Origin of the sequence: Burkholderia puraquae, from assembly GCF_002099195.1 — a bacterium.
Lineage (GTDB): Bacteria > Pseudomonadota > Gammaproteobacteria > Burkholderiales > Burkholderiaceae > Burkholderia > Burkholderia puraquae.
Map to the genome: position 1 here is coordinate 51554 of NZ_NBYX01000029.1, position 26498 is coordinate 78051.

The 26498-nt window shown below is 67.4% G+C and carries 21 protein-coding genes; 9 read left to right on the plus strand and 12 right to left on the minus strand.

Going from position 1 to position 26498, the window contains the following annotated elements:
• Positions 1-11: 11 nt before the first annotated feature.
• The gene (locus tag B7G54_RS33870; RefSeq protein WP_085043068.1) at positions 12-2879 is read right to left on the minus strand and encodes a valine--tRNA ligase; all 2868 of its coding nucleotides are present in this window, start codon (positions 2877-2879) and stop codon (positions 12-14) included.
• A gap of 213 nt (positions 2880-3092) precedes the next feature.
• Between B7G54_RS33870 and B7G54_RS33880 the strand changes: the two genes are divergently transcribed.
• Positions 3093-5456 carry a UvrD-helicase domain-containing protein gene (locus tag B7G54_RS33880; RefSeq protein WP_085043069.1) on the plus strand — a complete coding sequence of 788 codons (2364 nt, stop codon included), beginning with the start codon at positions 3093-3095 and terminating at the stop codon, positions 5454-5456.
• Entirely contained in the window at positions 5453-6250 is a 798-nt protein-coding gene (locus B7G54_RS33885) for a 5'-methylthioadenosine/adenosylhomocysteine nucleosidase (RefSeq protein ID WP_085043070.1), read from the plus strand. Before B7G54_RS33880 ends, B7G54_RS33885 begins: the two co-directional genes overlap by 4 nt.
• A 74-nt stretch (positions 6251-6324) precedes the next feature.
• Here B7G54_RS33885 and B7G54_RS33890 read toward each other — a convergent pair whose 3' ends face one another.
• Positions 6325-7563, minus strand: a complete 1239-nt coding sequence (locus tag B7G54_RS33890) for an MFS transporter (RefSeq protein WP_085043071.1) — start codon at positions 7561-7563, stop codon at positions 6325-6327.
• Between the two features lie 408 nt (positions 7564-7971).
• Here B7G54_RS33890 and B7G54_RS33895 point away from each other — a divergent pair, with 408 nt between their 5' ends.
• The gene (locus tag B7G54_RS33895; protein ID WP_085043072.1) at positions 7972-9642 is read left to right on the plus strand and encodes a methyl-accepting chemotaxis protein; all 1671 of its coding nucleotides are present in this window, start codon (positions 7972-7974) and stop codon (positions 9640-9642) included.
• Positions 9643-9663: 21 nt separating this feature from the next.
• On the opposite strand, the gene B7G54_RS33900 is transcribed toward B7G54_RS33895, so the two are convergent.
• The 4 genes from B7G54_RS33900 to B7G54_RS33915 are packed head-to-tail and all read right to left on the minus strand — an operon-like array spanning position 9664 to position 14573.
• Entirely contained in the window at positions 9664-10539 is an 876-nt protein-coding gene (locus B7G54_RS33900) for an efflux RND transporter periplasmic adaptor subunit (protein WP_011351755.1), read from the minus strand.
• Between the two features lie 12 nt (positions 10540-10551).
• Entirely contained in the window at positions 10552-10755 is a 204-nt protein-coding gene (locus B7G54_RS33905) for a DUF1656 domain-containing protein (protein WP_011351756.1), read from the minus strand.
• Positions 10752-12953: an FUSC family protein gene (locus B7G54_RS33910; RefSeq protein WP_085043073.1), complete on the minus strand. Its 2202-nt coding sequence runs from the start codon at positions 12951-12953 to the stop codon at positions 10752-10754. The genes B7G54_RS33905 and B7G54_RS33910 overlap by 4 nt, the downstream gene beginning before the upstream one ends.
• Before the next feature lie 12 nt (positions 12954-12965).
• Complete coding sequence (locus B7G54_RS33915; RefSeq protein WP_085043074.1) at positions 12966-14573, minus strand: efflux transporter outer membrane subunit; 1608 nt, start codon at positions 14571-14573, stop codon at positions 12966-12968.
• Between the two features lie 157 nt (positions 14574-14730).
• Here B7G54_RS33915 and B7G54_RS33920 point away from each other — a divergent pair, with 157 nt between their 5' ends.
• Entirely contained in the window at positions 14731-15672 is a 942-nt protein-coding gene (locus B7G54_RS33920) for a LysR family transcriptional regulator (RefSeq protein WP_085043075.1), read from the plus strand.
• Positions 15673-15789: 117 nt separating this feature from the next.
• Positions 15790-15942 (plus strand): hypothetical protein, encoded by a 153-nt coding sequence (locus tag B7G54_RS39230; protein WP_165765646.1) that lies wholly within the window; start codon positions 15790-15792, stop codon positions 15940-15942.
• 59 nt (positions 15943-16001) lie between these two features.
• Here B7G54_RS39230 and B7G54_RS33925 read toward each other — a convergent pair whose 3' ends face one another.
• The 4 genes from B7G54_RS33925 to wrbA are packed head-to-tail and all read right to left on the minus strand — an operon-like array spanning position 16002 to position 19307.
• Positions 16002-16832, minus strand: coding sequence for a metallophosphoesterase (locus tag B7G54_RS33925; protein WP_085043076.1), 831 nt, complete (start codon positions 16830-16832; stop codon positions 16002-16004).
• Between the two features lie 25 nt (positions 16833-16857).
• A complete protein-coding gene (locus B7G54_RS33930; RefSeq protein WP_085043077.1) occupies positions 16858-18279 on the minus strand; it encodes an FAD-binding oxidoreductase in 1422 nt (473 codons plus the stop codon).
• 18 nt (positions 18280-18297) lie between these two features.
• Positions 18298-18690, minus strand: a complete 393-nt coding sequence (locus B7G54_RS33935; protein WP_085043078.1) for a DUF2069 domain-containing protein — start codon at positions 18688-18690, stop codon at positions 18298-18300.
• Positions 18687-19307: an NAD(P)H:quinone oxidoreductase gene (wrbA, locus tag B7G54_RS33940; RefSeq protein WP_085043079.1), complete on the minus strand. Its 621-nt coding sequence runs from the start codon at positions 19305-19307 to the stop codon at positions 18687-18689. The genes B7G54_RS33935 and wrbA overlap by 4 nt, the downstream gene beginning before the upstream one ends.
• Before the next feature lie 141 nt (positions 19308-19448).
• Between wrbA and B7G54_RS33945 the strand changes: the two genes are divergently transcribed.
• The gene (locus B7G54_RS33945) at positions 19449-20780 is read left to right on the plus strand and encodes a YihY family inner membrane protein (protein ID WP_085043080.1); all 1332 of its coding nucleotides are present in this window, start codon (positions 19449-19451) and stop codon (positions 20778-20780) included.
• Between the two features lie 603 nt (positions 20781-21383).
• Here B7G54_RS33945 and B7G54_RS33950 read toward each other — a convergent pair.
• Positions 21384-21701: an Mpo1-like protein gene (locus B7G54_RS33950; protein WP_085043081.1), complete on the minus strand. Its 318-nt coding sequence runs from the start codon at positions 21699-21701 to the stop codon at positions 21384-21386.
• 157 nt (positions 21702-21858) lie between these two features.
• Between B7G54_RS33950 and B7G54_RS33955 the strand changes: the two genes are divergently transcribed.
• The 3 genes from B7G54_RS33955 to aroC all read left to right on the plus strand — a co-directional run bounded on the left by B7G54_RS33955 (position 21859) and on the right by aroC (position 25750).
• A complete protein-coding gene (locus B7G54_RS33955; RefSeq protein ID WP_006755543.1) occupies positions 21859-22314 on the plus strand; it encodes a CBS domain-containing protein in 456 nt (151 codons plus the stop codon).
• Between the two features lie 139 nt (positions 22315-22453).
• Positions 22454-24388, plus strand: coding sequence for an MFS transporter (locus tag B7G54_RS33960; protein WP_085043082.1), 1935 nt, complete (start codon positions 22454-22456; stop codon positions 24386-24388).
• A 261-nt stretch (positions 24389-24649) separates the two neighbouring features.
• Positions 24650-25750, plus strand: a complete 1101-nt coding sequence (gene aroC / locus B7G54_RS33965; RefSeq protein WP_085043083.1) for a chorismate synthase — start codon at positions 24650-24652, stop codon at positions 25748-25750.
• Positions 25751-25886: 136 nt separating this feature from the next.
• On the opposite strand, the gene B7G54_RS33970 is transcribed toward aroC, so the two are convergent.
• A partial coding sequence (locus tag B7G54_RS33970) for a 4Fe-4S dicluster domain-containing protein (protein ID WP_208864977.1) occupies positions 25887-26498 on the minus strand: 612 nt, incomplete at its 5' end.

Below are 26498 nucleotides of genomic sequence, written 5' to 3' on the forward strand. Positions count from 1 at the left end.
CTTACGGTTTGTTACGCAGGCAACCGATCGAGCTGCGCGCGCAGTTTCTCGAGCGTGCTCTGGAATTCCGCGACGCGCTTTTGCTCCTGCTCGACCACGGCCGGCGGTGCCTTCGCGACGAACGCCTCGTTGCCGAGCTTCGCGTTGCACTTCGCGATTTCGCCCGTCAGGCGCGCGATTTCCTTCGACAGGCGCTCGCGCTCGGCCGCGACGTCGATCTCGACCTTCAGCACCAGCTTGTTCGGCCCGACGATCGCGATCGGCGCGCCGTGCGCTTCCTTGTCGAGCGTCGCTTCGTCCGCGAGGATCTGCACTTCCGACAGGCGGGCGAGGGCCTGGACGTACGGCGCGAACGAGCGCAGGCGTTCGGCATCGCCGGCTGCAAGCAGCGGCACCTTGGTTGCCGGCGACAGGCTCATCTCGCCGCGCAGGTTGCGGCACGCGTCGACGATCGCCTTCAGGTCGGCCGCCCACTGCTCGGACGCCTCGTCGATCTTCTGCAGGTTCGCGACCGGGTACGCCTGCGTCATCAGCGACGCAACGCCCTCGGCCATGCCCTGCGGATAGCGGCCCGCGAGCGGCGCGACCTTCTGCCAGAGCGCTTCGGTGATGAACGGGATGATCGGGTGCGCGAGGCGCAGCACCGTTTCGAGCACGCGCAGCAGCGTGCGGCGCGTCGCGCGCTGCTGTTCCGGCGTGCCGTTCTGGATCTGCACCTTCGCGAGTTCGAGATACCAGTCGCAGTACTCGTCCCACACGAACTTGTAGATGCTGCTGGCGATGTTGTCGAAGCGGTAATCGGCGAAGCCCTTCGCGATGTCCGCCTCGGTGCGCTGCAGCAGCGACACGATCCAGCGGTCGGCCGCCGAGAAGTCGAGGTAGCCGCCCGGGCCGCAATCGCCCGCGCCGCAGACTTCCGGCTTGTCGCTGCCGCAATCGTGGCCTTCGCAGTTCATCAGCACGAAGCGCGTGGCGTTCCACAGCTTGTTGCAGAAGTTGCGATAGCCTTCGCAGCGTGCGAGGTCGAAGTTCACGTTGCGGCCGAGCGTCGCCATCGATGCCATCGTGAAGCGCAGCGCGTCGGTGCCGAACGCAGCGATGCCGTCCGGGAATTCCTTGCGCGTCTTCTTCTCGATCGTCGCGGCCTGCTTCGGGTTCATCAGGCCCGTCGTGCGTTTCGCGACCAGCGTGTCGAGGTCGATGCCGTCGACGATGTCGATCGGGTCGAGCGTGTTGCCCTTGCTCTTCGACATCTTCTGGCCTTCCGCGTCGCGCACGAGGCCGTGCACGTAGACGGTATGGAACGGCACCTGGCCCGTGAAGTGCGTGGTCATCATCACCATCCGGGCGACCCAGAAGAAGATGATGTCGAAGCCCGTGACGAGCACGGACGACGGCAGGAAGTGCTTCAGTTCAGGCGTTTCGTTCGGCCAGCCGAGCGACGAGAACGGCACGAGCGCCGACGAGAACCACGTGTCGAGCACGTCTTCGTCGCGCTTCAGCGCCCCCGCATAACCCTTCGCGGCAGCCTGCGCGCGCGCTTCTTCCTCGTTGCGCGCGACGAACACCTCGCCGTTCTCGCCGTACCACGCGGGAATCTGGTGGCCCCACCACAGCTGGCGCGAGATGCACCAGTCCTGGATGTTCTCGAGCCACTGGTAATAGGTGGTCGTCCAGTTTTCCGGGACGAACTTGATCTGGCCGCTGCGCACGACGTCGAGCGACGTTTCCGTGATCGACTTGCCGGGATGGAACGTGCCTTCCGGCGCCGGCTTCGTCATCGCGACGAACCACTGGTCGGTCAGCATCGGCTCGATCACGACGCCCGTGCGGTCGCCGCGCGGCACCATCAGCTTGTGCGGCTTCACCGAGTCGAGGAAGCCCTCCGCGTCGAGGTCGGCGACGATCGCCTTGCGCGCGTCGAAGCGGTCGAGGCCGCGATACTGCTCGGGGCCGTTGTCGTTGATCTTCGCGTCGAGCGTCAGGATCTCGATCGGTGCGAGCTTGTGGCGCTGGCCGACCTGGTAGTCGTTGAAGTCGTGCGCGGGCGTGACCTTCACGACGCCCGTACCGAACTCGCGGTCGACGTAGTCGTCGGCGATCACCGGGATTTCACGGCCCGTCAGCGGCAGCGTGACGAGCTTGCCGATCAGGTGCGCGTAGCGCTCGTCTTCCGGGTGGACCATCAGCGCGACGTCGCCGAGCATCGTTTCCGGGCGCGTCGTTGCAACGGTCAGCGAGCCCGAGCCGTCGACGAGCGGGTAGCGGATGTGCCACAGGTGGCCGTTTTCCTCTTCGCTCACGACTTCGAGATCCGACACGGCGGTCAGCAGCACCGGATCCCAGTTGACGAGGCGCTTGCCGCGATAGATCAGGCCCTGTTCATAGAGCGTGACGAACACGTCGCGCACGGCGCCCGACATCTTGTCGTCCATCGTGAAGTATTCGCGCGACCAGTCGGTCGACGCACCGAGACGGCGCACCTGGCCGGTGATCGTCGAACCGGATTTTTCCTTCCATTCCCACACGCGCTCGACGAACTTCTCGCGGCCGAGGTCGTGGCGCGACACGCCCTGCGCGTCGAGCTGGCGCTCGACGACGATCTGGGTCGCGATCCCCGCGTGGTCGGTGCCGGGCACCCACAGCGTGTTCTCGCCGAGCATCCGGTGGTAGCGGGCGAGGCCGTCCATGATCGTCTGGTTGAACGCGTGCCCCATATGCAGCGTGCCCGTCACGTTCGGCGGCGGCAACTGGATCGCGAAATCGGGGCGGGCCGGGTCGAATGCCGGGGCCGCATAGCCGCGTTTTTCCCACTCCGGCCCCCATTGGGACTCGATGGTGTGGGGTTCGAAACTCTTCGCAAGCGTGTTGTCGCTCATGTTGGAAATCTGCCGAAAAATGCGTGAATTGGATGCCGAATCTGACAATTATAAATGGATGCACATCGACCAGCCATCGCGTTGCCGGCGCGGGCCCGTCGCGACGCGGTCGCCACGCGGCTGCGACGGTCGATCGAACGGATCGGGAACGGCATCGCGCGGTCGACTTATAATGTCGGGTCCGCATTTTTCTCGCCCGTTAGCTGCCGCTCCATGCCCGACCTGCTCGCCAATCTGAACCCCGAACAACTCGCCGCCGTCACGTTGCCGAACGAACCGGCGCTGATCCTTGCAGGGGCGGGCAGCGGCAAGACCCGCGTGCTGATCACCCGCATCGCGTGGCTGATCCAGCAGGGCTACGCGTCGCCGCCCACCGTGCTCGCCGTGACCTTCACGAACAAGGCCGCGCGCGAGATGATGGCGCGCCTGTCCGCGATGATGCCGATCGACACGCGCGGGATGTGGATCGGCACGTTCCACGGCCTGTGCAACCGGATGCTGCGCACGCACTGGCGCGACGCCGGCCTGCCGCAGACCTTCCAGATCCTCGATACGGCCGACCAGCTGTCCGCGATCAAGCGGCTGATGAAGGCGGCGAACGTCGACGACGAGAAGTACCCGCCGAAGAACGTGCAGTACTTCATCAACAACGCGAAGGAGCAGGGGCTGCGCCCCGACAAGGTCGACGCGTCCGACAACTTCAACCGCAAGTTCGTCGAGCTGTACCAGGCATACGACCAGCAGTGCCAGCGCGAGGGCGTCGTCGATTTCCCCGAGCTGCTGCTGCGCTGCTACGAGCTGCTCGCGTACAACGCGCCGCTGCGTGCGCACTACCAGGCGCGCTTCCGGCACATCCTCGTCGACGAGTTCCAGGACACCAACAAGCTGCAGTACGCGTGGCTCAAGATGCTCGCGGGCGGCGAGAACGCGATCTTCGCGGTCGGCGACGACGACCAGTCGATCTACGCGTTCCGCGGCGCGAACGTCGGCAACATGCGCGACTTCGAAGACGAATTCCGCGTGCGCAACCTGATCAAGCTCGAGCAGAACTACCGGTCGCACGGCAACATCCTCGACGCGGCGAACCAGCTGATCTCGAACAACGCGCACCGTCTCGGCAAGAACCTGCGCACCGATGCGGGCCACGGCGAGCCCGTGCGCGTGTACGAGGCGAGCACCGATTCGCAGGAAGCCGGCTGGATCGTCGAGGAGATCCGCTCGCTGATCAACACGGGGATGGCGCGCAGCGAAGTGGCCGTCCTGTACCGCAGCAACGCGCAGTCGCGCTCGATCGAGCACACGCTGATGTCGTCGGGCATCCCGTATCGCGTGTACGGCGGCCTGCGCTTCTTCGAGCGCCAGGAAGTGAAGCACGCGCTCGCGTACCTGCGCCTGATCGACAACCCGAACGACGACACCGCGTTCGTGCGCGTCGTGAACTTCCCGACCCGCGGGATCGGTGCGCGCTCGATCGAGCAGCTGGCCGACGCCGCGCGCCTGTACGGCTGTTCGATGGCCGCCGCGATTCCGTACGTGACCGGCAAGGCCGGCACGAGCCTCGGCGGGTTCGCGAACCTGGTCGCGAAGATGCGCGCCGATACGCAGCACATGAACCTGCCCGACACCGTCGAGCACATCGTGCGCGCCAGCGGTCTCGCCGATTTCTACCAGGGCGAGCGCGAAGGCCAGGACCGTCTCGAGAACTTGCAGGAACTCGTGAACGCGGCCACCGCGTTCATCGCCGAGGAAGGCTACGGGCTCGACACGCCGGCCCGTTCGATCCCGCTGCGCGCCGGTGCGATCGCGGCGCCCGAGCTCGGCACCGCGACGGACGATCCGGCGGTCGACGTGCTCGATCCGGTATCGCCCGCCGACCCGGCACAGAACCCCGACACGATGACGCCGCTCGCCGGCTTCCTGTCGCACGCGTCGCTGGAGGCCGGGGACAACCAGGCACAGGCCGGGCAGGACGCCGTGCAGTTGATGACGGTGCACGCGGCGAAGGGGCTCGAATTCTCGGCCGTGTTCATCACGGGCCTCGAGGAAGGGCTGTTCCCGCACGAGAACAGCGTGCTCGAATCGGACGGCCTGGAAGAAGAGCGCCGGCTGATGTACGTCGCGATCACGCGCGCGAAGGAGCGGCTCTACCTGTCGTTCGCGCAGAGCCGGATGCTGCACGGCCAGACGCGCTACAACGTGCGCTCGCGCTTCTTCGACGAGCTGCCCGAACACGTGCTCAAGTGGCTGACGCCGAAGGTCGAGGCCGGTTCGCGCTGGGGCGGCCGGTCGGACAACGCCGGGTACGGGCGCGACTGGTTCGCGCGGCCGGGCGGCGGCAGCCGCGAGCAGATCGTCGACCCGGCCGTGTCCGCGCCGCTGCCCGCATTTGCCGACAAGCAGCGCGCGGCCGACGCCGGCTTCCGGGTCGGCCAGCAGGTGTTCCATACCAAGTTCGGCGAAGGCACGGTCACCGCGCTCGAAGGCAACGGCACCGATGCGAAGGCGCAGGTGAAATTCAAGCGGCACGGCGAGAAGTGGCTTGCGCTCGCGGTCGCGAAACTGCAGGCGGTGGAATGATGGGCATCGACATGGCGGGTACGGCTTCGCCCCGTCCGCTCGGCATTCTGGCCGCGCTGCCCGAGGAACTCGGCGACCTGATCGCCGCGATGCGTGCTGACGGTGCGATGAAGACGGTCACGCTCGGCCGTCGCGATTATCACGTCGGCACCGTGCACGGCGCGGCCTGCGTCGTGACGCTCGCACGGGTCGGCAAGGTGGCGGCCGCCGCGACGGTCAGCGCGCTGATCCACGTGTTCGGCGTGGCGGGCGTCGTGTTTACCGGCGTCGCGGGTGGCGTGTCGCGCACGGTGCGCGTGGGCGATGTCGTCGTGGCCGATACGCTGCTGCAGCACGATCTCGATGCATCGCCGCTCTTTCCGCGCTATGAGGTGCCGCTGCTCGGCATCACGCGTTTCGCGACCGATGCGGCGCTGACGGCACGCCTGCGGGCCGCGTGTACGGAATTCGTCGCGGAAGAGGGTGCGCAGTTCGCCGCGCGCTTCGGCCTGGCCCGTGCGACGCTGCATGCAGGGCTCGTCATCAGCGGCGACCGCTTCGTGTCGAGCGAGCGCGAGGTCGTCGCGCTGCGCGACGCACTGCCGGACGCGCTCGCGGTCGAAATGGAAGGGGCCGCGATCGCGCAGGTGTGCGCGGAGCACGAGGTGCCGTTCGCGCTCGTACGCACGATCTCCGATGCGGCCGACGATCACGCGACGCAGTCGTTCTCGCACTTCCTGTCGGCGATCGCGAGCAGCTATTCGTCGGGCATCCTCAAGCGTTTCCTGACGCTGCATGCGACGACGGCGGCCTGAAGCCGCCGTCGTTTTCCTGATTCCTTCATTCGAGCCGTTCGAGCGGCCGCGGCGCGCACGCCGCGGCCGGCTCGTCACGCCTTCTTGCGCCGGCTGCTTTCGAGGTTCGGCAGGAACACCGTCAGCACGCCGATCAGCGGCAGGAACGAGCACACCTTGTAGACGAACGTGATGCTCGTCGCGTCGGCGAGCTGGCCGAGCACGGCCGCACCGACCCCGCCGAGCCCGAACGCGAAGCCGAAGAACAGGCCCGCGACCATCCCGACCTTGCCGGGCATCAGTTCCGTCGCATAGACGAGGATCGCGGCGAACGCCGACGCGAGCACGATACCGATGATCACGGTCAGCACGCTCGTCCAGAACAGGTTCGCGTACGGCAGCAGCAGCGTGAACGGCGCGACGCCGAGGATCGATACCCAGATCACGTACTTGCGACCGATCCGGTCGCCCACCGGCCCGCCGATCAGCGTGCCGGCCGCCACGGCCGCGAGGAACACGAACAGGTGGATCTGCGCGGCCTGCACCGACAGGTGGAACTTGTCGATCAGGTAGAACGTGAAATAGCTGTTGATGCTCGCGAGGTAGAAGTACTTCGAGAACACGAGCAGCACCAGCACGCCGATCGCGCCCATCACGCGGCCGCGCGACAGCGTCGGGTGGCCGGCTGCAGCCGCCTTCTTCTTCATCGACGGATGCTTCTTGTACCAGTGGCCGATCTGCGTGAGCACGATCATCGCGACGAGCGCGGCCGCCGAGAACCACGCGATGCTGTGCTGGCCGTGCGGAATGATCACGAGTGCGGCAAGCAGCGGCCCGAGCGCGGAACCCGCATTGCCGCCGACCTGGAACACCGACTGCGCGAGCCCGTGCTGGCCGCCCGACGCCATCCGCGCGACGCGCGACGATTCGGGGTGGAACACCGACGAGCCGCAGCCGACGAGCGCCGCGGCCACCAGCAGCATCGGGAAATTCGGTGCGACCGACATCAGCAGCAGCCCCGCGAGCGTGAAGCCCATGCCGACCGGCAGCGAATACGGTTTCGGACGCTTGTCGGTATAGAGACCGATGAGCGGTTGCAGCAGCGATGCCGTGATCTGGTAGGTGAGCGTGATCAGGCCGATCTGCGCGAACGACAGCGCGAACTGGCTCTTGAGCATCGGATAGATCGCGAGGATCAACGACTGGATCATGTCGTTGAGCATGTGCGAGAAGCTGATCGCGCCGAGCACCGGGTAAACGGTGCGGGTAACGGGGGGCGCGGACGGCTGGGCGGCGGCTGCGCCGGCGGAGCCGGTGTCGAGGCTGGTTTCCATGTGAGAGCTGAACGAGTTGAGGTGGCGGGCGCGCTCTGCTGGGGATCGGCGCGTCTTGAATCGTTGCTGCGTCAAAGAAGTGTAATGTGGCGTATTGAGAATGTCCGGACAAGTTTTATCGTGAATCGGACATTCATCCGACGGATCGGCCGGTGCCCGTTTTTTTGACCGGGTATAACGCTGGCGGCGCGCCCCGTCGGTCAGCGGGGGCCGCGCCCGGGGCCGGTGCGTGGTTTCCCGGACTCAAGAAACGGCGGTGGCGGCCGTAGAAGGACCCAATGACAACAGGCGCGCCGCGCCCGGCACCGGCTATCCGCCGTGCGGGCGCAGGACGCGCGGCACGGCCAGCCATCGCGGGAACGCCGGGACCGACCTTTCCGGCCGCGTGATCAATACGGGGATAATTCGATGAAAGCAGCATCTTTGCATCCACAGCCGGGTGCGGCCGCCGTACCCGGCGTTGCCGCCGGTCGCGCCGCCCGGCGCCTGCGAGCGGCGCGTCGCGAGCGCCGGCCGTGGACCGTCAAGGCGACGTTGCGCGCCGCATTCGCGATCCTGCTCGCCGGCACGCTGGCGATCGGCATGTTTTCGCTCTGGCAGATCAGCCGGCTGAATGCGTCGATCGCGTCGGTCTACGAGCAGGGCCACGTTGCGAGCCGCGCGGCCGAGGAGGTCCGGGCCGAAGTGCTGCGCGCGAGCCGTGCCCAGAAGATGCTGCTGACTGCGACTACCGCGAAGGAGCGCGACGAACTGGGCGCCGAGGTTGGCGCGGGGCTCGCATCGATCGGCCAGGCCCTCGGCACGCTGCAGCGCTACGCGGATCCGGCGGACGTCGACGATTCGGCGCGGCTGCATGCATTCTCGACGGCGGTCGGCACGTGGAGCGCGCACCTGCGCGATTTCGTCGCGCTCGTGCGCGCGCAGCCGCTCGACCTGTCGCAGATGAGCTGGCAGGTCGGCACGCAGGACGTGTCGCTGCTGGTCGAGACCGGCAAGCTCGAAAAACTCGTCGCCGAACTCGTGAAGACGCGCGGCGCGAAGTCGAAGGCGACGCTCGATGCGTCCGCCACGATTTTCTCGTCGTCATTCGCGATGATCGCGGCGATGACGGTTGCGCTGATCGTGCTCGCGATCGTGATCGCCGAGCGCGTCGTGCGCCGTCTCGCGTCGCAGCTCGGCGGCGAGCCCGCGCACGCGAAGGCGATCGCCGCGGACATCGCGCGCGGCGACCTGACGCGACCGATCAAGCTGGATCGGCACGACCGCGACAGCATGGTGCGTGCGCTTGCCGAGATGCAGACGGGGCTCGCGGCGACCGTCGGCGAGATCGCCGTCAGCGCCGAGGCGATCGCGGCGGCGTCGGGCGAGATTTCCACCGGGAATCTCGATCTGTCGAAGCGCACCGAGCAGCAGGCCGTCGCGCTCGAGCGCACCGCGGCCAGCATGGAGCAGCTCACGTCGACCGTACGGCAGAACGCCGAGAACGCGCGGCAGGCGAGCGCGCTCGCGGCGAATGCGTCGGTTGTCGCGGAGACGGGTGGGGAAGTCGTCGGGCGCGTGGTGGCGACGATGAGCGAGATCGACGACAGCGCGAAGAACATCCGCGACATCATCGGCACGATCGAGGGGATCGCGTTCCAGACCAACATTCTCGCGTTGAACGCGGCGGTCGAGGCCGCACGCGCCGGCGAACAGGGGCGCGGCTTTTCGGTGGTCGCGGGCGAGGTGCGCCTGCTCGCGCAGCGCTCGGCGACTGCGGCAAAGGAGATCCGGGAACTGATCGGCGCGTCGGTCGAGCGTGTGGCAAACGGCGCGGCGCTCGCGCACGACGCGGGCCGCACGATGGGCGACGTCGTGCGCGCGGTGAAGCGCGTGACCGACATCATCGGCGAGATTTCGGCGGCGTCGGACGAGCAGAGCGCCGGGATCGACGAGATCGGCCGCGCGGTCACGCAGATGGACGCCGGCACCCAGCAGAACGCGGCACTCGTCGAACAGGCAGCCGCCGCGGCGAACGCGCTCGACGAACAGGCGCAGGCATTGAAGTCGCTGGTCGGGCGCTTTCGCATCGCGGCCTGAACGCGCCCGGCCGTTCGCTCGTTACGACTTCTTCTGCTTGTCGGGATCGATGATGACCGTGCAGGTCGTGCCCGCCGACAGCACCACGTCGGCCGGCACGTCGTCGATCTTGATGCGCACCGGCACGCGCTGCGCGAGGCGCACCCAGTTGAAGGTCGGGTTCACGTCCGCGACGAGATCGCGGCTTTGCGGGTTGTCGCGATCGTAGATGCCGCGCGAAATGCTTTCGACGTGGCCCTTCATCACGCCGCCGCTCATCAGCCGCATCTCGGCCGGCGCGCCGATCTTCACGCGCGGCAGCTTGGTTTCCTCGAAGTAGCCGTAGACCCAGAACGAGTGGCTGTCGACGATCGCGAGCTTCGCCTGGCCGGCCACCGCGTAGTTGCCCTTGAAGGTCTGCAGGTTCGTGATGTAGCCGTCGACCGGCGCGACGACGCGCGTGCGCTCGAGGTTGAGCTTTGCGGCATCGAGCGCGGCGATCGCCTGCTGGTACTGCGCGTCGGCGCTCGACGCACTGTGTGCGGCGTTCTCGCGGTTTTCCTTCGACACGACGAGCGCATCGAGATCCGCGCGGCGGGCTGCGTCGTCGCGGCGCATCTGCAGTTCCGCGCGGCGGGCAGCGACGGCCGCCTGCGCCTGCTCGACCGCGATCTGGTAGTGCGACGGGTCGATCTGCATGATCAGGTCGCCCTTTTTCACGAGCTGGTTGTCATGCACGGGCAATTCGACGATCGCACCCGACACGTCCGGCGCGACGTTGACGATCTCGGCGCGCACGCGCCCGTCGCGCGTCCACGGATCGTCCATGTAGTGCACCCACAGCGAGCGCCCGATCAGGATCGCGACGAGAAGGATGACGGCGGTCGCGACGAAGCCGAAGAGTTTTCTGAGAATCATGATGGTTCGGAATCAACGGTAAACGGCAAGACTCAGTCCGCCGCAAATGCAGACGAGAAGGCAGGCCCGGAACAGCGACGGGTGCCAGACGAGACGGTAGAGGCCCGTATAGGCGAGCAGGCGGTCGACGGCCCAGGTCGCGAGCGCGCCGAGGACGAACATCAGCACCACCGTGGGCATGTAGGCATCGAGAATGGCGATTTCACGCGGCATCATGACGAGGCTCCTGGTTGGGGACGCACGGGGCGGTTGCGGTTGAGCGCGGCGAGCGGCGATTCGGGATCGAGCAGTGCCGTGCGCACGAAATGCAGGTGGCTCAGGATGCGCTGCAGCCGATGGCGCTCGTCGCGCGTCGGCGTGAACGCGTCGAGCGCCTGCCGGGTCGCGTCGATCGCATCGTTGACCGCGGCGAGTGTTGCATCGAGACGTTCGGCGTCCGGCCGGGTGAACAGCGACGACAGCGCGGCGCGCATCGTCTCGATCGCGCGTCGCCACGGCATCGTCGGCGCATAGCGCGGGTCGGGCGGCAGCGTTGCCAGCTCGTGGCGCAGGTCGATTGCCGCGTTGCCGGTTTCGAGTACCGCGAACATCCAGCGCAGCGCGTCGCGCTGCACGTCGGGCTGGTCGGCCGACAGCGTGTGCGCCTGGTACATCAGGTCGCGCGCGCCGCTCTCGAAGCGCGTGCGCAATCCGGCGAGCCGCGCGTGGCAGGCCGCGACGGCCTGGTGGCGCAGGTCGGCGAACAGCCGTTTCTTGAGCCACGGCGCGGTCGGCGGGAACAGCACGGCGAACGCGATCGCCGATACCAGCATCGACAGCAGGAGCGCGAGCGCGTCGTTCATGAAGCTCATCGGATCGTAGTGCGTGATGCTGTCGGGGCCGGCGAGGAAGCAGAAGAAGATCAGGTAGCCCATCCCGTAGCCCGCGAGCTTCGGCTTCAGCGTCATGTAGATGCCGATCGCGAGCAACGGCGCGAGCGCCGCGCACAGCAGCCAGAAGCCGTCGATCCGCGGGTAGATGCCGAACATCAGCAGGAAGCCGGTACAAACGGCCAGCGCCGTGCCCATCCCCATCTGCGCGGCCATCGCGGTCGGGCGTGGCGCCGACGACGCGAGCGCGCAGGTCGCCGCGGCGTTCAGCACCAGCATCACGCCGCTCGGCCACGCGGTTTCGATCCAGAACCAGCCCAGCGCGAGAATCACCGTCGCGGTGCGGATCCCCGCGATCGTGGCGGCCGTCCGGTTGGTGCGCGGCTCGTAGCGCTCGATCCAGCGTTCGCGCTCGTGCGTCGCGGTCGCGAGCGACGCATAGGTCGCCGCGTATTCCTGCAGGTCGGTGATGAAGCGGTACAGCAGCTCGGCGGCCGTGTCGAAGTCGAGCAGCGGGAAGTCGAGCTGCGTTTCGAGTTCCGCGCGCGTCGCGCGGATGCGGCGCGGCAGCGCATCGCGCCACGCGAGCAACTGCTCGGCCGAGTGCGCGGCGTCGATCGACGTGCGCACCGGTTCGCCATGGCGCGTGAGCAGCGGTGCGATTTCACGGAAATACGGTTCGATCGCATCGATCGCGGCCTGCGCACCGGCCGCGTGCAGCCGGTTCATCAGCTGGTGCAGCGCGTGAAAGCGGCTCGACGCGCTCATGAACTCGCTGTTCAGCCGCGCGAGGCGGCCGCTGCGCATGCGCGTGTCCGGATTCTCGAACACGGCCATGCTGCGCGCGGCCTCGAAGCCGACCACGTCGGCGACGAAGCGCGTGTGGATGGTCTCGATGTGCGCGCGGTCGAGCTGGCCCGACAGCGCCGACGCGACATAGTCGACGAAGCTGCCGAAGCGCTTGCGTACTGTCGAGCGCATCTGCTCGCCCGTGTATTGCGGAAACACGAGCGCGCTGACGACGCCGGCCGATACGATCCCGATGATGACTTCGGAGACGCGCGTCATCGCGCTCATGAATGCACCGTCCGGGTGCTGCGATGCGGGCAGGCCGATCAGCGCGGTCGTATAGCCGGCGAGCAGGAAGCCGTAGCTGCGGAAGTTGCGGTTGCGCGCGGCGCCGGCGGTGCACATCGCAATCCACAGGGCGATGGCCAGCAGGAACAGCTGCGGCTGCTGCGGGAACAGCCCGACGAACGTGAGCGTCGCAATGAGCCCGAAGATCGTGCCGGCAACCCGGTAGAAGCTTTTCGCGAGCACGGCGCCGCTTTGCGGCTGCATCACGATGAAGACGGTCGTCATCGCCGTCTTCGGCGCCGGCAGGTCGAGCCGCATCGACACACCGAGCGCGATGAAAGCCGCGAGCAGCGCCTTGAACAGGTAGAGCCACGCGGCGCCGTCGGTGCGGGCCCAGTCGCCGAACGCGGCGTACCAGGCCGCGAACGGACCGCCGGCGGGTGTGGAAGCGGGGGAGGAGGCTGACATGGTCGCTCCGCGTTACCGTGCAGCCGGCACGCCGGACGCACCGGCGGCCGCAATCTGCGCGGGCCGGACGACCGCTGCCACGGGCTTCGCACTCGACGCAGCGGCAGGTGCGGCGGCGCCCGTGGCGGATTCGTCATGCGACGGATGGCCGCCCCGCGGATCGCCGCCCGGCACGTCCGTGCCCGTCTCGACGCCGCCACCGAGTGCGGCCATCAGCTGAGCGTGCGCGGCGAGGCGTTCCGCATCGATGCGGGCGGCCGTCTCCTGCGCGCGCAGCAACTGCTGCTGCGCGACCAGCACGTTCACGTAGTCGGTCAGCCCGCGGCGGAAGCCTTCGCGCGACAGCTGGTAGCTGCGGTCGTTGGCGGCCACCGAGCGTGCCGCGTCCTTCTTCTGCGTATCGAGCGAACGGATCCGCACGACCTGGTCGGCGATGTCCTTGAGCGCGCCGACGATCGTCTGGTTGTAGCGCTCGACCGCCTGGTCGTAGCCGGCATTCGCCGCGCCGAGCTGCGCGCGCAGCCGGCCGCCTTCGAAGATCGGCAGCGACAGTGCAGGGCCGGCCGTCCAGCCGCCGTTCATTGCGCGCAGGAAGTCGGTGAACGGTGCGGTCACGCCGAAGCCGCCGACCGTCGCGAGCAGGTCGATGTTCGGGTAGAACGACGCCTTCGCGACATCGATGCCGCGCGCCTGTGCGTCGACCGTCCAGCGCGCCGCGACGACGTCCGGGCGGCGGCCGAGCAGGTCGGCCGGCATCGCCGACGGCAGGCCGGCCGGTGCGTCGAGCGACAGCTGCGGCCGCTTGATCGCATCGCCGGCGCCCGGGCCCTTGCCGGCCAGCGCGGCGAGCTGGTGCCGCGCGAGCTGGATCGCTTCCTCGTAGCTGTCGATCTGGCGCTCATAATCGGGCAGTGTCGATTCCGCCTGACTCACTTCGAGCTGCGTGCCGAGGCCGGCCTGCAGCCGCTTGCGCGCGAGATCGGCGAGCGAGCGCTGGCGTTCGAACGTTGCGTGCGCGAGGTCGAGCAGCGCATAGTTCATCGACATGCCGACATACGCGCGCACCACGTTGACTTCGAGCTCGAGCTTCGCCGCACGCGCATCGGCGGCGGTCGCATGCGCGGTGTCGAGCGCGCGTTCGGTCGCGTTCTTGTCCTTGCCCCACAGGTCGAGGTGGTACGACAGGCCGAGCGTGCCGGTGTTGTTCCAGGTATCCGCGTTCGCGAGCGGCCCCGGGCCGTAGTACACGTTGTCCGGCCAGTGCTCGCGCATCAGCGAGAGGTTGCCGTTGATCTGCGGCAGTTCGGCCGAACGGGCGATGCGCGCCATTGCCTGCGCTTCCCGCACCCGCGCCTCGGCGGCCGCGAGCGTCGGGTTGCCGGCCTGGGCGTTGGCGATCCAGGCGTCGAGCTGCGGATCGCGGTAGGCGCGCCACCAGTCGGCCGCGGGCCAGCCCGCGTCACGGTCGGCCGCACGGATCGCGGCGCCCGCGTCGAGCGCGTTCGCCTCGATGCGGGCCGACTGCGGCTTGTTGTCGCCCATGCTCGCGCACCCGGCCATTATTAATGAGACTGCAAGAACCGCCAGTGCGAGCGTCCCTTTTGTCGCCGGAGACTGCACGATTTTCTCCCTTTCGGATATAGATGAGTCGGATGCGATTATATTTTTCAGTGATTCCTGAATAAATGGACAAGGGTGCAAGTCATTTTTACGAATCCTGAGACAATACTTGTTCGCCTCTGTGCAACAATCCGTCCGGATTCAAACGGGTAATGGGATGGATACGTTACAAAACATGCGGGTGTTCGTCCGCGTGGTCGACGCGGGTAGCTTTACCGCGGCCGCCCAGCAGATGAATTCGACCACCGCCTACGCGTCGCGCGCGGTCTCGGATCTCGAGGCGCACCTGCGCACGCGCCTCCTGAACCGCACGACGCGCCGGATCGCGCTGACCGAGGCCGGCGAGCGCTACCTGCAGCGCTGCGAGCAGATCCTCGCGTATGTCGACCAGGCCGAAGCCGAGGCGGGCGACGCGCATGCGCGCCCGTCGGGCAAGCTGAAGGTGCATTGCTTCACGAGCCTCGGCCAGCACTACCTGGTGCCGGCCATCGCGCGTTATCGCGAGCGCTACCCGGACGTGCACGTCGAGCTGACACTCGCGCAGCGGATGCCCGACCTGCTCGACGAGGGGTATGACGTCGCGATCGTCGTCGGCCGCGACCTGCCGGATTCGGGGCTCGTGTCGCAGCGACTGGGTGAGAGCTACAGCGTGGTATGCGCGTCGCGCAGCTACGTCGAGGCGCACGGCGTGCCGCAGCGGCCGGCGGATCTCGCGCAGCACGTCTGCCTCGGGATGATCACACCGGGCTTTCAATTCGACGAATGGGCGCTGGCGGGGCCGAACGGCGACGAGGTCGTCCCGATCACGGCGCCGCCGTTTCGCGTGAACGTCGCCGAGGCGCTCGCGGTGGCCGTGCGGGAAGGGATGGGGATCGGCGGGTTGCCGGTCTATTCGGCGATCGGCTGGTTGCGCAGCGGGCACATCGTGCGCGTGATGCCCGAATACCGGTCGCACGAGATGAACATCTACGCGCTGTATCCGTCGCGCCAGTACCTCGACGCGAAAATCCGCACCTGGGTCGATTTCCTGCGCGACGAACTGCCGGTCACGCTCGCAGCCGACGAAGCCGCGCTCGAGCAGTACACGCGTGCGACATGACGGCGCAGCTGAGCGCAATCTGACGAGATTTGTCCTTCACGCAACATTTTTTTACGAACGCGTGTCAGACAGTTTGATACTGTGGGAATTAACGAGATACGCAACCCCGGAGCAGCAATGGATACGCACCTGATGATCGGCCTTGGAGTCCTGCTGGGCGCGGCCGCGGCCGCCGCGGCGACCCGCGACCTGCTGCGCGCGATGAAGGCGAAGGCGCAGCTGAAGCCGGTGCCGGTGCGAGTGCGCGACCCGCGCCGCCCCGGCCGCTGATCCCGCAGCCGCGCTCCGGGTCGGCAAAGGCTGCGCAACGCGGCCGGGCGGGCCGGCGTTCAGCCGAGTTCGACGACCTTGTCCCACGCGAACGCGGTATTTTCCAGTTCGCCGGTGCGCCGGTGGATGTAGCCGCGCGGATTGCACACCACGCGTGTGCCGCCGTCCGCCAGGTAGTCGAATGATGTGTGCGTGTGGCCGTGGAGCCACAGATCCACTGGCGGCTGCACGAGTTCCGCCATGTCCGTGACGAATCCCGCCGACGCAAGATCTTCTGCATAGCGCTCCGCCAGCGAGCGGCGGTGCGGCGCATGGTGGGTGACGACGATCGTCCGGCCCGCGAACGGCGTCGCGAGCTGCGTTTCCAGCCACGCGCGGCTTCGTCGATGCAGCGAGATCGCGTCGGCCGGCGAGAAATCCCGTTCCGGCGTGCCCGGCGCCGCATGCAGCGCCGCGTCGTGCGGCCAGGTTACCTGGATCAATCCCTTGAAATCGAGCATCACGCGCAGCCCGGCCTCGATCGCACCGGCGACGCTGGCTTCGTCGGCGCCGAACAGCGAAAAATCGGCCCAGAGCGTCGTGCCGAGCACGCGGAAACGCTGTTCGGGATCGACGTAGACGTCGTTGTTCAGGTAATGCACGTTGTCGAGCGCCTGCGCCGCATCGCGCATCGCCGTCTCCAGCGCGCCGAATTCCCCGTCGTAGTACTCGTGGTTACCCGGCACGTAGATCACCGGCACCGCAGGATCGAACGTTTCGGCGGCCCAGCGCAGGCCTTCCGCGTGATTGTGGATGTCGCCGGCCAGCACGACGAGATCCGCGCCGGCATGCGGGATCGTGTCGGGCAGGTTGCTTTCGAGATGCAGGTCGGACAAGACGCGGATTTTCACGGGCGTGGCTCCGGAGTAGGCGGCTTCAGCGCAGGACCTTGCCGGGATTCATCAGGCCGCGCGGGTCGAGCGCGGTCTTCAGCGTGCGCATCAGCGTCGTTTCGACCGGCGACTTGTAGCGTTGCGCGTCGTCGATCTTCAACTGGCCGATGCCGTGCTCCGCGCTGATCGTGCCGTGGTGGCGGTGCACGTTGTCGTAGACGATCCGGTTGATCGGCGCCTGGAACGCGGCCAGGAACGCTTTCGGGTCGCCGCCTTCGGGCATCTGCACGTTGTAATGGAGATTGCCGTCGCCGAGGTGGCCGAACGTGACCATCCGCGCGCCCGGCGCGGCCTGCTGGATCGCCGCGTCGGTCTCGTCGATGAAGCGCGCGATCGACGAGATCGGTACCGCGATGTCGTGCTTGATGTTGAGCCCCTCGTCGGCCTGCGCGAGCGGGATGTGCTCGCGCAGATCCCAGAACGCACGTGACTGCGCGAGATTCTCCGCGACCACCGCGTCGACCACGAGCCCGGCCTCGAACGCTTCTTCCATCAGTTTCTCGAACAGCGCGCGCGCATGCGCTTCGCTTTCGTTGTCGGACAGTTCGAGCAGCACCGTCTGCGCATGCGTCTGCGCGAACGGGTAGCGCAGCTGCGGGTAGTGCTTGCCGACGAGCTGCATGCAGAAGTCCGACATCAGCTCGAAGCCGGTCAGCAGCGGCCCGGCCGCGCGCTGCGCGAGGGCGAGGAAATCGAGCGCCGCGTGCGGCGATTCGAGCGCGGCGAGTGCGGTGACCTGCGCGGCCGGCAGCGGATGCAGCTTCATCACGGCCGCCGTGATGATCCCGAGCGTGCCTTCCGCGCCGATGAACAGGTCGCGCAGGTCGTAGCCGGTGTTGTCCTTGCGCAGGCCGCGCAGGCCGTCCCAGATTTCACCCTGCGGCGTGACGACCTCGAGCCCCAGACACAGTTCGCGCGCGTTGCCGTAGCGCAGCACCGCGGTGCCGCCCGCATTGGTCGACAGGTTGCCGCCGATCGTGCAGCTGCCTTCCGCCGCGAGGCTCAGCGCGAACAGCCGGCCGCCTTCGCGGGCGCGCGCCTGCACGTCAGCGAGGATCACGCCCGCTTCGACTGTGATCGTGTTGTTGTGCGGATCGAGCGCGCGCACGCGGTTCAGGCGCGCGACGCTCAGCACGGCCTGGCTGCCGCTCGCGTCGGGCGTGGCGCCGCCGGCCAGGCCCGTGTTGCCGCCTTGCGGCACGAGCGCGATGCCGTGTGCGTTGGCCAGCTTGACGAGCGCGGCGACTTCGGCCGTGTTCGCGGGCTTCAGCACCGCGCATGCGGCACCCTTGTAGCGGCGGCGCCAGTCGGTCAGGAACGGTTCGGTATCGTGCGGGTCGGTCAGTACATGGTCGGCGCCGATCGCATCGCGGCACGCGGAAATGAAAGCTTCGGAGGACATCATCACCTTGTCGCGTAAGGGTCAGGACGCAGTGCGCGACTTTTTTGCCGCGCGCTTGTACGGCGCGACGTATGCCAGCGCCGCCACGAAGAAGCCGACGGCGAGCGCGGTCTCGCACCAGCCGAGCGTCGCGGACAGCCCGCGATCGGACATGCCGCGCACGACGCCTTCGGCGAAATAGACGAGTATCAGCATGCTCGCCCACTGCATCGTATAGATGTTACGCCGCCAGACGCCGGGCAGCGCGAGCGCGAGCGGGATGGCCTTGAGCATCAGCGCGGAGCCGCCCGGGCGCAGCGGCGCGAGCCACAGCTCCCACGCGAGCGACAGCGCGATCAGCGCGACGAGGCACGCGATGGCGACCAGCGCATAGCGCGGCCGGGCCGCGACGGCGGGGCGGGCGGGGGCGTTCATGCGGCCTCGGCGGCCTGGGCGCTGGCGAGGGCGGCCGCCGCGCGTGCGAGCCGCACGCCGAGCGCGGCCGCAAGCGCCTTTTCGTCCGCCGACAGCCCGGCGGCTGCCGAGCGATCGTGCTGCGCGACGTGCGACGCGCCGTACGGCGTGCCGCCCGTGCGCGTCGTGGTGAGCGCGGATTCCGTATACGGGATCCCGACGATCATCATCCCGTGATGGAGCAGCGGCAGCATCATCGACAGCAGCGTCGATTCCTGGCCGCCGTGCAGGCTGCCCGTCGACGTGAACACGCTGGCCGGCTTGCCGGTCAGCGCACCCGAAAGCCATTGCGGCGTGGTGCCGTCGAGGAAATACTTGAGCGAGGCGGCCATGTTGCCGAAGCGGGTCGGCGAGCCGAGCGCGAGGCCCGCGCATTCCTCGAGATCCCGCAGTTCCGCATACGGCGGGCCGTCTGCGGGGATATCGGGGGCGGTGGCTTCGCAGACGGCCGACACGGGCGGCACGGTGCGGATGCGGGCCTGCATGCCCGGCACGCTGTCGATGCCGTTCGCGATCGCGAGCGCGAGATCGCGCGTGGCGCCGTGACGGCTGTAATAGAGGACGAGGATGTCTTTCATGGGCGACGGAGCCGCGTGCGGCCGCGCGCGTGCCCGGTGCAGTCGGCCCCTGCTGGAATCGAGCGGCTATTATAGGGGCTGAAGCCGTCGCGCAGCGCGGCGGCGCGCCGTCGGGCGCGCGGTATCAGAAGGAGAAGCGGTTTGCCGAAGTTGAGCGTCGATCTCGACACCATCAAGCGCCTGGCGCAGTTCGCAGCCCGGCGCAGCGCCGAGGATCGCATCCCGCAAGTGGCGGGCAGCCTGACGTTCACGACGATGCTGGCGCTCGTGCCGCTCGTGACGGTCGCGTTCGCGCTGTTCACTGCGTTTCCGATGTTCGCGTCGTTCCAGATCTCGTTGCAGGGGTTCCTCGCGGATCACCTGATGCCCGCGCAGTTCAACATCCAGATCTTCAAGTACCTGAACCAGTTCGCATCGAAGGCGAAGGGGCTGACGACGGCTGGCCTGATCGTGCTCGTCGTCACGTCGGTGATGACGATGATGACGATCGAGTCGGCGTTCAACCTGATCTGGCGGGTGCGCAAGCCCCGGCCGTTCGCGCAGCGCGTGCTCGCGTACTGGGCGCTGATCACGCTCGGCCCGCTGCTGTTCGGCGTGAGCCTGTCGATCTCGTCGTACCTGTTCACGCAGTCGCTCGCATTTACCGGCGCAGCACCTTCGACGTCGATCGTCGAATGGCTGCTTGCGCTCGTGTCGCTGCCGCTGACGGTGCTCGCGTTCACGCTGCTGTACGTGTACCTGCCGAACTGCACGGTCGCATGGCGCGACGCGGTGATCGGCGGGTTGTTCGCGGCCGTCGCGTTCGAGCTCGCGAAGCGCGGCTTCGGCTACTACGTGCGGCGCATTCCGACCTATACGGCGGTCTACGGCGCGTTCGCCGCATTGCCGGTGTTCCTGCTCTGGGTGTACCTGAGCTGGTTCATCGCGCTGCTCGGTGCGATGGTGGCCTCCGCGCTGCCGGCGATCCGCGTCGGCCAGTTCCACCGTATCCATTATCCGGGCAGCGACCTGCTCGACGCACTGGAAATGCTCGCGCGGCTGGCCGAAGCGCGCACGGCCGGCAAGCGCGGCTACCCGGCGATGCGGCTCGCGACCATGCTGCGCTGCGACATGGAAACCGCGCAGCGGTTGCTGACGACGATGGAAGAGCGGGAGTGGGTGGCGCGGCTGGACGGTGGCGGCGAGACCACGCCGCGCTACATCCTGCTCGCGAACCCGGAGCAGCTGACGCTCGCGCAGCTGTTCGACGTGCTGGTGATCGACCGCACGGAGCTCACCTACCAGTTGCAGCGGCGCCGCAGCCATGTCGATGGCGCGGCGCTGCTTGCGGTGCTGTCGAGCGACCGCTTCGACGTGTCGCTCGCGTCGCTGATCGCCGCGCACCGGCTTGCAGGGGCGCAGCCGGCAGCGATCCCGGGGCAGGCGCCGGGCGCCGTGTCGGATCCGCACGCGCGGCCGCCGCGGACCGCGTGAGTGCGGGGCCGGTCGCGGCTTTCAGCGGTTCGCGATCGCTCGTGTACGGACCGGTCGATTCGTCGGTCGTGCGGCCAAGGGCGTGCGTTCGGCAAAATGGGCGCCAGCGCCAATGATGCACGGTCGAGTGACAAGGCTTGTGTGTATCTTGTGTCTACGTTTCCGCAAAAAGATTCGAATGGCGACGTGGCGGGCACGCTTGCAGCCGCCTTGGACACCAACGGTGTAGGGGCGGCATACAGCTCCAAGTACCTCGTCACGGGGGCGTTTCCTCAATCGTGATGGCGGTAGCGGTGCGTGGCAGGTAACCCGTGTGTCGTGATTCTCGATTGCCGGCGCCCCGACGGCGGGTATGGCCCGCCATCGGGGGGCGAAAGCGGGCGAGCCGGATCGACGAGCAATGCTGTATCGCGAGTATCCGGCGACGTTGCGAAGGCGGTTTCCCGCCGACCGGAATGGCATGCCGACCGTGAATGCCGGCCGGCATCGCGTGATCGGGGGGAGCGCTGCACGACGCTCGAGCCTCGATCCTTCGAGCGCCAAAATGTCGGCTCGCGGGCCGTTCACGGGCCCGAAAACCGACATAATCCGCTGCCCGTCGGGCTAGAGCGGAATTTTCCCGGTGCAGATGTCCTTGAACATCACCCAGTCGCCCATCAGGCTGTAGATCGGGTGCCGGAACGTGGCTGGGCGGTTCTTCTCGAAGAAGAAGTGTCCCACCCACGCGAACCCGTAGCCGCAGACGATTGCTGCCGGCAGCCACATCCAGTCACCGGTCGCGATCGCCATCGCGACGCAGCCGATCACGCCGAGCGAGCCGATGAAGTGCAGCCGCCGCGACGTCAGGTTCTGGTGTTCGTTCAGGTAATACGGGTAGAAATCAGCGAAGCTGGCGAATTGCTCCGAATGCGTATGCGCCATGGCCGTCTCCTCTGGCCGCTGTCCATGGGGCCATTGTGCGGCCGGCGGGCCGCTTCCGCAAGCGGGGAGCGGCCGCCGCGCGGGCGCGCGCTTTCCTTTTGACAGGCTTTCCGATAGGATCGAAAGAGGTTTTGCATTCAAGCATGAGGGGACTACGATGCGCGTCAGCGATATTCTGAAAGTGAAGGGCAACACGCTGTTTACGGTGACGCCCGATAAGCCGCTGCGCGAAGCGGTCGATACGATGGCCGAGCACGATATCGGTTCGCTCGTCGTGATGGAGTACGGCGATCTCGTCGGGATGCTGACGTTCCGCGAGATCATCCTGCGCCTGCACGTGAACGGCGGCGCGATCGGCGACGTGCAGGTGCGCAAGGTGATGGACGAGCCGCTCACGTGCACGCCGGAAACGGATGTCAACGAAGTGCGCCGGATGATGCTCGAGCGCCATGCGCGCTACATGCCGGTGCTCGACAAGAAGGTGCTGATGGGCGTCATTTCGTTCTACGACGTCGCGAAGACGGTCGTCGAGGCGCAGAGCTTCGAGAACCGGATGCTGAAGGCGTACATCCGCGACTGGCCGGAATCGGAAGCCGAAGCGCACAAGTCGTGAACCACGCCGCGCCCGTCGCCGTCATGCGCGGGCGCCGCCACCCGGCGCGCGGCGGCGCAGGTTTGTCCTGCGCCGCCGTTTTTTCAATGACCACACGAGGCCCGCGCAGCGTTGCCCAGACGACGCGCGCGTATTCCGCATGAGCGATCAAACGCAAGCCACTTCCGGGCGGCGTGACGAACGGCACGCGCACGCGTCGCAGTTCGACCTGCTGCGCGAGCGCCGTTTCGCGCCGTTCTTCACAACCCAGTTTCTCGGCGCACTGAACGACAACGTCTTCAAGATCGGCTTCACGTCGCTCGTCACCTATCACACCGCGCGGTTCTCCGGCGTCGATGCAAAGACGGCGGCCTTCCTGATTTCCGCGATCTTCATCCTGCCGTTCGTGCTGTTCTCGGCGACGTCCGGCCAGATCGCCGACAAGTACGACAAGGCGACGCTCACGCGCTTCGTGAAGACCTTCGAGATCGTGCTGATGCTGGTCGGCGCGGCCGGCTTCGTCACGCACAGCGCATCTCTGCTGTATTTGTGCACGTTCATGATGGGGATGCACTCGACGCTGTTCGGGCCCGTCAAGTATTCGTACCTGCCGCAACATCTCGGCGAGCATGAACTGGTCGGCGGCAACGGCCTCGTCGAGATGGGCACGTTCATCGCGATCCTGATCGGCACGATCATCGGCGGCGCGGCGGCGGGCATCGAGGGCAGGGGCGAGCGCGTGCTCGCGGTGAGCGTCGTCGTCATCGCGCTCGCGGGGCGGCTCGTCGCGCAGCGCGTGCCGTCCACGCCGGCGCCGCAGCCCGATCTCGTGATCAACTGGAATCCGGTCAGCGAGACCTGGCGCAACCTCGGGCTCGCACGCCAGAACCGCACCGTGTTCCTGAGCTTGCTCGGCATCTCGTGGTTGTGGTTCGTCGGCGCGACGTTCCTCACGTCGTTCTTCAATTTCGCGAAGGACGTGCTGTCCGCGAGCCCCGACGTCGTCACGATCCTGCTCGCGACGTTCTCGGTCGGCATCGGCCTCGGCTCGCTGCTGTGTGAGCGGCTGTCGCAGCGGCGCGTCGAGATCGGCCTCGTGCCGCTCGGCTCGATTGGCATCAGCGTATTTGCGATCGAGCTGTATTTCGCGAGCCACGCGCTGCCGTCGCCTGGCCATCTGCTGTCGGTCGGCGAGTTCCTGGCCGGCGCGCGCCACTGGCGCATCCTGGCGGACCTGTTCCTGCTCGCGATGTTCGGCGGCTTCTACAGCGTGCCGCTGTACGCGCTGATCCAGAGCCGCAGCGCCCCCACGCACCGCGCGCGGATCATCGCGGCGAACAACATCCTGAACGCGCTGTTCATGATCCTGTCGGCCGTGATGGCGATGGGGCTGACCAAGGCCGGCGTCGGCATCCCGGGGCTGTTCCTCGTCACGGCGCTGTTGAACGTGATCGTCGCCGCGTATATCTATCTGCTCGTGCCCGAGTTCCTGTTGCGCTTCGTGGCGTGGGTGCTCGTGCACACCTTCTACCGGATTCGCCTCGTGCACGCGGAGCGGATTCCGGCGGAAGGGGCGGCCGTGCTCGTGTGCAACCACGTCAGCTACGTCGATGCGCTCGTGCTGGCCGCTGCGAGCCCGCGCCCGATCCGTTTCGTGATGGATCACCGGATCTTCAAGACGCGCTTCGCGAGCTGGGTGTTCCGGCATGCGAAGGCGATCCCGATTGCGCCGCGTCACGAAGATCCCGCGATGCTTGCACGCGCGTACGACGCATGCGAGGCCGCGCTGAAGGACGGCGAACTCGTGTGCATCTTCCCTGAAGGCAAGCTGACGAAGACAGGCGACATCAACACGTTCCACCACGGCATCACGGAGATCCTGACCCGCACGCCGGCGCCCGTGATTCCGATGGCGCTGCGCGGGCTGTGGGGCAGCTATTTTTCGCGGCATTCCGATGCGCGGATGCCGCGGCCCATCAAGCGCGGCGTGATGAGCCGGCTGACGCTGGCGGTCGGCGAGCCGATCCCGGCGTCAGTCGCGACGCCCGAGACGCTGCAGGCCGCCGTAATCGAACTGCGCGGCGCGCGGAAGTAAGGGGCGGGCGGCGCGCGTCCGGCTGTTTTGCACCGGTCGATGCGGTTCCGATCGGTAGTCGATTCGGGCGGCCCTGGGTGATTGCCTGTCCACGCGAGGGTCGGCTTGCTTGTTCCGCGGCGTGTGATTGGCCACGACGCATGTCCTGAGGCGATGTGCCGGGTAGGTCCCGCGCTGCCGGGACGGCTGGCATAATATAGGCCTGTCTATATTTCGGCGGGCCTGTACTGGCCTGTCCATTTCTTATTCGGCGGTTCCATCATGTCCGGCAATACCCTCGGCACGCTTTTCACTGTCACGACCTTCGGCGAATCGCACGGTCCCGCGATCGGCTGCGTGATCGACGGCTGCCCGCCGGGAATGGGGCTGACCGAAGCCGACATCCAGGTCGAGCTCGATCGCCGCAAGCCCGGCACGTCGCGTCACGTGACGCAACGGCAGGAGGCCGACGAGGTCGAGATCCTGTCGGGCGTGTTCGAAGGCGTGACGACCGGTACGCCGATCGCGCTGCTGATCCGCAACACCGACCAGCGCAGCAAGGACTACGGCAACATCGTCGAGACGTTCCGTCCCGGCCACGCCGACTACACCTACTGGCAGAAATACGGTATCCGCGACTACCGCGGCGGCGGCCGCTCGTCCGCGCGCCTGACCGCGCCGATCGTCGGTGCGGGTGCGGTCGCGAAGAAGTGGCTGCGCGAGCGCTTCGGTGTCGAGGTGCGCGGCTACATGAGCGGCCTCGGCGAGATCGATGTGCCGTTCGTCGACTGGGCGTACGTGCACGAGAATCCGTTCTTCTCGCCGAATGCGGCGGTCGTGCCGGAGCTCGAGGCGTACATGGATGCGCTGCGCAAGGACGGCGATTCGATCGGCGCGCGCATCGACGTCGTCGCGTCGGGCGTGCCGGTCGGCTGGGGCGAGCCGGTGTTCGACCGTCTCGATGCGGACATCGCAAAGGCGATGATGAGCATCAACGCGGTGAAGGGCGTCGAGATCGGCGCGGGTTTCGACAGCGTCGCGCAGCGCGGCTCGGTGCACGGCGACGAGCTGACGCCGGGCGGTTTCGTCGGCAACCATGCGGGCGGTGTGCTCGGCGGGATTTCGACGGGGCAGGACATCACCGTGTCGATCGCGATCAAGCCGACGTCGAGCATCCGTACGCCGCGCCGTTCGATCACGAAGGCCGGCGAGGAGGCGACGGTGGAAACGTTCGGTCGTCACGATCCGTGCGTCGGCATTCGTGCGACGCCGATTGCCGAGTCGATGCTCGCGCTGGTGCTGATCGACCATGCGCTGCGCCATCGCGCGCAGTGCGGGGATGTCGAGACGACGACGCCGAAGATCGCGGGCAGCGCGACCTGACGCAAGCGGGCGGGGCGCAGCGCGTCTCTCCTGGTCGGCGTGCGGAGAATGTGAAACGGGGCGCTGCTTCAGGCAGCGCCCCGTTTCGTTTGCGGCAGCCAAAAAACGCGCCGCTCGTGGCGGCGCGTTCCGGCAATTACATGTTCGGGTAATTCGGCCCGCCGCCGCCTTCCGGCGTGACCCACACGATGTTCTGCGTCGGATCCTTGATGTCGCAGGTCTTGCAGTGCACGCAGTTCTGCGCGTTGATCACCAGGCGATCGCTGCCGTCGTCGTTCTTCACGAACTCGTACACGGCCGCCGGGCAGAAGCGCCCCTCCGGCCCCGCGTACGTGCGCAGGTTCACGTTCACCGGCACGTTCGCATCCTTCAGCGTCAGGTGCGCCGGCTGGTTCTCCTCGTGGTTCGTGTTCGAGATGAACACCGACGAGAGGCGATCGAACGTCAGCTTGCCGTCCGGCTTCGGATACTCGATCGGCTCGCATTGCGATGCCGGCTTCAGCATCTCGTGGTCTGCGTGCTTGTGATGCAGCGTCCACGGCACGTTGCCGCCCATCACCTTCTGCTCGAGCCCGACCATCAGCGTGCCGAGGTACAGCCCCTTGGCCATCCACTGCTTGAAGTTGCGCGCGCGGTACAGCTCCGTGTACAGCCACGATTGCTTGAAGGCGTCCGGGTACGCGTTGAGTTCGTCGCTCTGGCGGCCGGCCTGCACCGCGTCGAACGCGGCGTCCGCCGCCAGCATGCC

Bases quoted from the DNA above. Each gene is read 5' to 3' on its own strand.
- B7G54_RS33870 (WP_085043068.1), bottom strand. From the start codon at position 2,879: ATGAGCGACAACACGCTTGCGAAGAGTTTCGAACCCCACACCATCGAG.
- B7G54_RS33880 (WP_085043069.1), top strand. From the start codon at position 3,093: ATGCCCGACCTGCTCGCCAATCTGAACCCCGAACAACTCGCCGCCGTC.
- B7G54_RS33885 (WP_085043070.1), top strand. From the start codon at position 5,453: ATGATGGGCATCGACATGGCGGGTACGGCTTCGCCCCGTCCGCTCGGC.
- B7G54_RS33890 (WP_085043071.1), bottom strand. From the start codon at position 7,563: ATGGAAACCAGCCTCGACACCGGCTCCGCCGGCGCAGCCGCCGCCCAG.
- B7G54_RS33895 (WP_085043072.1), top strand. From the start codon at position 7,972: ATGAAAGCAGCATCTTTGCATCCACAGCCGGGTGCGGCCGCCGTACCC.
- B7G54_RS33900 (WP_011351755.1), bottom strand. From the start codon at position 10,539: ATGATTCTCAGAAAACTCTTCGGCTTCGTCGCGACCGCCGTCATCCTT.
- B7G54_RS33905 (WP_011351756.1), bottom strand. From the start codon at position 10,755: ATGATGCCGCGTGAAATCGCCATTCTCGATGCCTACATGCCCACGGTG.
- B7G54_RS33910 (WP_085043073.1), bottom strand. From the start codon at position 12,953: ATGTCAGCCTCCTCCCCCGCTTCCACACCCGCCGGCGGTCCGTTCGCG.
- B7G54_RS33920 (WP_085043075.1), top strand. From the start codon at position 14,731: ATGGATACGTTACAAAACATGCGGGTGTTCGTCCGCGTGGTCGACGCG.
- B7G54_RS39230 (WP_165765646.1), top strand. From the start codon at position 15,790: ATGGATACGCACCTGATGATCGGCCTTGGAGTCCTGCTGGGCGCGGCC.
- B7G54_RS33930 (WP_085043077.1), bottom strand. From the start codon at position 18,279: ATGATGTCCTCCGAAGCTTTCATTTCCGCGTGCCGCGATGCGATCGGC.
- B7G54_RS33935 (WP_085043078.1), bottom strand. From the start codon at position 18,690: ATGAACGCCCCCGCCCGCCCCGCCGTCGCGGCCCGGCCGCGCTATGCG.
- wrbA (WP_085043079.1), bottom strand. From the start codon at position 19,307: ATGAAAGACATCCTCGTCCTCTATTACAGCCGTCACGGCGCCACGCGC.
- B7G54_RS33950 (WP_085043081.1), bottom strand. From the start codon at position 21,701: ATGGCGCATACGCATTCGGAGCAATTCGCCAGCTTCGCTGATTTCTAC.
- B7G54_RS33955 (WP_006755543.1), top strand. From the start codon at position 21,859: ATGCGCGTCAGCGATATTCTGAAAGTGAAGGGCAACACGCTGTTTACG.
- B7G54_RS33960 (WP_085043082.1), top strand. From the start codon at position 22,454: ATGAGCGATCAAACGCAAGCCACTTCCGGGCGGCGTGACGAACGGCAC.
- aroC (WP_085043083.1), top strand. From the start codon at position 24,650: ATGTCCGGCAATACCCTCGGCACGCTTTTCACTGTCACGACCTTCGGC.